The sequence below is a fragment of the Mesorhizobium sp. M7A.F.Ca.AU.001.01.1.1 genome (assembly GCF_004022735.1).
Lineage (GTDB): Bacteria > Pseudomonadota > Alphaproteobacteria > Rhizobiales > Rhizobiaceae > Mesorhizobium > Mesorhizobium ciceri.
In genome coordinates this window covers 1-3,076 of sequence record NZ_RZPF01000744.1, presented here as the reverse complement: position 1 = coordinate 3,076, position 3,076 = coordinate 1, and the positions used below count along the sequence as shown (strand labels likewise).

General features: G+C 60.7%; 4 protein-coding genes. 3 read left to right on the top strand and 1 reads right to left on the bottom strand.

Annotated features, from left to right (window positions below; all coding sequences use genetic code 11):
* Window positions 1-648: 648 nt before the first annotated feature.
* Entirely contained in the window at window positions 649-945 is a 297-nt protein-coding gene (locus EN884_RS30995) for a type IV secretory system conjugative DNA transfer family protein (RefSeq protein ID WP_342030152.1), read from the bottom strand.
* Between the two features lie 753 nt (window positions 946-1,698).
* Here EN884_RS30995 and nanR point away from each other — a divergent pair.
* The 3 genes from nanR to EN884_RS30975 all read left to right on the top strand — a co-directional run.
* Window positions 1,699-2,409 carry a transcriptional regulator NanR gene (nanR, locus tag EN884_RS30985; protein ID WP_027163180.1) on the top strand — a complete coding sequence of 237 codons (711 nt, stop codon included), beginning with the start codon at window positions 1,699-1,701 and terminating at the stop codon, window positions 2,407-2,409.
* Window positions 2,406-2,711 (top strand): putative quinol monooxygenase, encoded by a 306-nt coding sequence (locus EN884_RS30980; protein ID WP_050596334.1) that lies wholly within the window; start codon window positions 2,406-2,408, stop codon window positions 2,709-2,711. The genes nanR and EN884_RS30980 overlap by 4 nt, the downstream gene beginning before the upstream one ends.
* A 50-nt stretch (window positions 2,712-2,761) precedes the next feature.
* A partial coding sequence (locus tag EN884_RS30975; protein WP_245492012.1) for an aldolase/citrate lyase family protein occupies window positions 2,762-3,076 on the top strand: 315 nt, incomplete at its 3' end.

Here is a 3,076-nt window from a genome sequence, read left to right as displayed (position 1 = left end):
GGGCTCGCTTTGCCGGCTGATGCTTTGTCGAAGGCATCAAAAGCAATGGCCGACCTCCTCCATCATGACGAGACGCAAACGTCCAAAGCTCGGACCGACCCCAATTCGTCTCTAGCGGCCTCAAACGATATTCGCTGACATAGGGTAGGTCAGCGTGCCTCCTGCAGGTGCGTTTGCATGCGGAGGTCAACCGTTACCCGACTGAAAGCCGATCGCTGGAGACCGCAGTTCGCGCACCATCGTTTTGAGCGGTGCGGGCGAGCGCCCGAAACTTCCTTTATCTGCTCGCCAAGGGAGCGTTCGCAACCGACGAGGGTGCCACCCGAGCGTTGATAGCAGACGCTTGGTGATGAAATCCGGCCTGAGGTAGAAACCGAATTTGTCGGCTCGGGAACAACGATGCCAAGACCATCATTCCCGGCTCTATGGTGTCACTCTTGGCCCTTGAGGTCGCTGTCGCCGTAGGCTGCCGCGGACACCGTTGAACAGCTGATCTCGGGAAGGGGAGGGGGGCCCATCTTCAAGCGGGGTCGGAGGCTTGCCAACGCGCTGTTGGGTGGATTTCATCTCCTGAACGAATTTCATGGAAATCAGCTCATCGACAAGATCCGAACTGGCCTGCTTCATTGCGATTGTAGATGGCATTCATCAGTGAGCCAATGATGACCCGGGCGAGGTCCGGATGGTTCTCGAGTGTGTTGAGTCGACGTTGATGAAGATGTCGATTTTGCCCGCTGCAACCTCGTCGGTCGCAAACTTCTGCCCGAGACGAGCGCGGCGTAGCTCATAGGACAGCCAGTGCGTTTCCCTGGATGCGGCCCCATAGATGCCCGAGAATGTCTCCGGTGTCATGTTGATGAAGCGGGCGACGTTTTCGCGGACAAATGCGCTTGGCGACGAGTCGCAATCCTGCAATCGGGTCGCAGTTTTGGTTCCGGAACCCATTGCGTCACGCCGCGCAGCAGTGGTTCGACGACGTCGTATGGAGTGGGTGTCGGCTGAACATGACACCGAGCTATCCGCTTGGCCTTCGGCGAATCGAAGCAATTCAGCACGAGCCCAGAGTCGGTGACATCGCCATATCTGTCCGCCCCGGTCGCAGGCCTTCTACCTTGCGGTTGTGCGCGGCTATCTCCCGCGAGGTCTGTGCGCCCGCGGAACCGGTCCGCTTTGGGAATTCCTAACTTCGCACAATCGATTCCGAGGGTAGGATCATCACAGCCTTCGTCGGCGGTGTGGTTCCTCCGGGCGATGGCTTCCTTCACTCCAGATACCCAGGTTCATATGACTCACGGTGGACGGGTTCAGGTCGACGGCATTCTCGGCCTTGCAAGGCCTATCCTCACTTTCATGCCTTGAAGCGCTGCATTCGCTTGGTTTCATCACCGGCGGTGTGGCCGCTGGCGCGATCGGCTGGAGCGGAAATCCGCTCGCCCTTTGGCAGCCCTGGCTTGCCTGGGTCGGGCAGCGCAGCGGGGCGAGGGCACATGTCTGTGCCACTCCTGTGGTCGAGGTCGAGGGCGTGAAGGTTGCGCCGCTGATCTTTTACGAGCAGCCCATCGATCGTCGTCCTTGCCATCCAAGAGGCGGGCCGCGCGAGCCTGGGCATCTCTGTTCGGTCTCTATCCAGCCCAATTGATCGTTGACAGAGGCGCTCTGGGAGCCTAGCGTATCCGACTGGTATAACAGGTATGCCACATGATCGGAGTTCTGATCAAACCGCGGAAGCTTTCGGAGGAGGTTGCAGCGCACCTCGAGCGGATGATCCGCAAGGGAGAGCTGGCCGAAGCCGACCGGCTCCCATCCGAGCGGGAACTCATGCGGCAGTTCGGGGTCGGGCGCCCTTCAATCCGCGAGGCCCTGCTGCATCTGAGCAAGATGGGGCTTGTCGAGGTGAAATCCGGCGAGCGCGCCCGCGTCACTCGGCCAACCCCCCAATTCGTAATCGACGCCCTCTCGGGGCCGGCGCGCCACATGATTTCGGCCCCTGGCGGGGTTCATGACTTCCAGAGCGCGCGTTTGTTTTTCGAAGTCGGGCTTGCCCGCAACGCCGCCATCAATGCCACGTCAGAGGATATTGAGGGCCTCAAGGAGGCGCTCGAAATCAACCGGCAGTCGATCGGGGACCTGACGCGCTTCGAGCGCACCGATGTGGACTTCCACTACGTGCTGGCGGTGATCACCCGCAATCGTATCTTCACAGCCATTCACGCGGCGTTGGCCGAATGGCTGCTGGAACAGCGGCGCACAACTTTGGCCAAAGGTGAAGACCGAAAGGCCTACGAGGCTCATCGCGAAATCTTTGATGCCGTCGCCGCGCGCGATCCAGACGCCTCCGAAGCGGCTATGCGCAGGCATCTGGAATATGTCTCCAGACGCTATCTTGAAATTGCGGGTGGCAAGGGATGAGCGGCTTCGTGGTCTGGGTCGATTTCCGCCTCAAGCCGGGTGCCCGGGGCAGATTCCGAGAGCTCGTGGACGCCAACGCGACCGCGTCGGTTCGCAGCGAAGCCGGCTGCCGCCGCTTTGATGTGACGCAGGCGCGCGGCGAGCCCGACCGGGTCCTGCTCTACGAGATTTACGACAGCGAGGCGGCATTCATGCTCCACTGCCGGACAGCCCATTTCGAGGAATTCAATTCGCAGAGCGCGCCGCTCGTCGACACCAAGCTGGTGACGATCTGCGACCTTGTTGTCGAAGCTTCGTCTTGAAGAACGCGTAGGCGCAATGCGCCCCTTGTGGGCGAACGGGAGGGAAGTTCATGTCGGAGCCAAGTCTCAAGGCGCTAGCGTCTCACAGACGCGTCAAGCTCGGGACCCTTGTCGCCGAGTTCGCGACGCCGGGGATAGGCCACATCCTGAAGTCCGCTGGCTGTGACTTCGCCTTTTTCGATATGGAGCATTCGGGCTTCAGCCTGGAAACGGTCAAGAGCGCGATCCGCTATTTCGAGGCGGCCGACCTGCCGGTTATGGTGCGTGTGCCATCGCAGGACTACCATTTCCTCGCCCGCGCCATGGATATGGGGGCCGAAGGATTAATCGCGCCGATGGTGAGTACCGTCGAGCAGGCGCAGCAC

Excerpts from the sequence above, each read along its gene's own strand:
- EN884_RS30995 (WP_342030152.1), bottom strand. The coding sequence starts at position 945 with ATGGGTTCCGGAACCAAAACTGCGACCCGATTGCAGGATTGCGACTCG.
- nanR (WP_027163180.1), top strand. The coding sequence starts at position 1,699 with ATGATCGGAGTTCTGATCAAACCGCGGAAGCTTTCGGAGGAGGTTGCA.
- EN884_RS30980 (WP_050596334.1), top strand. The coding sequence starts at position 2,406 with ATGAGCGGCTTCGTGGTCTGGGTCGATTTCCGCCTCAAGCCGGGTGCC.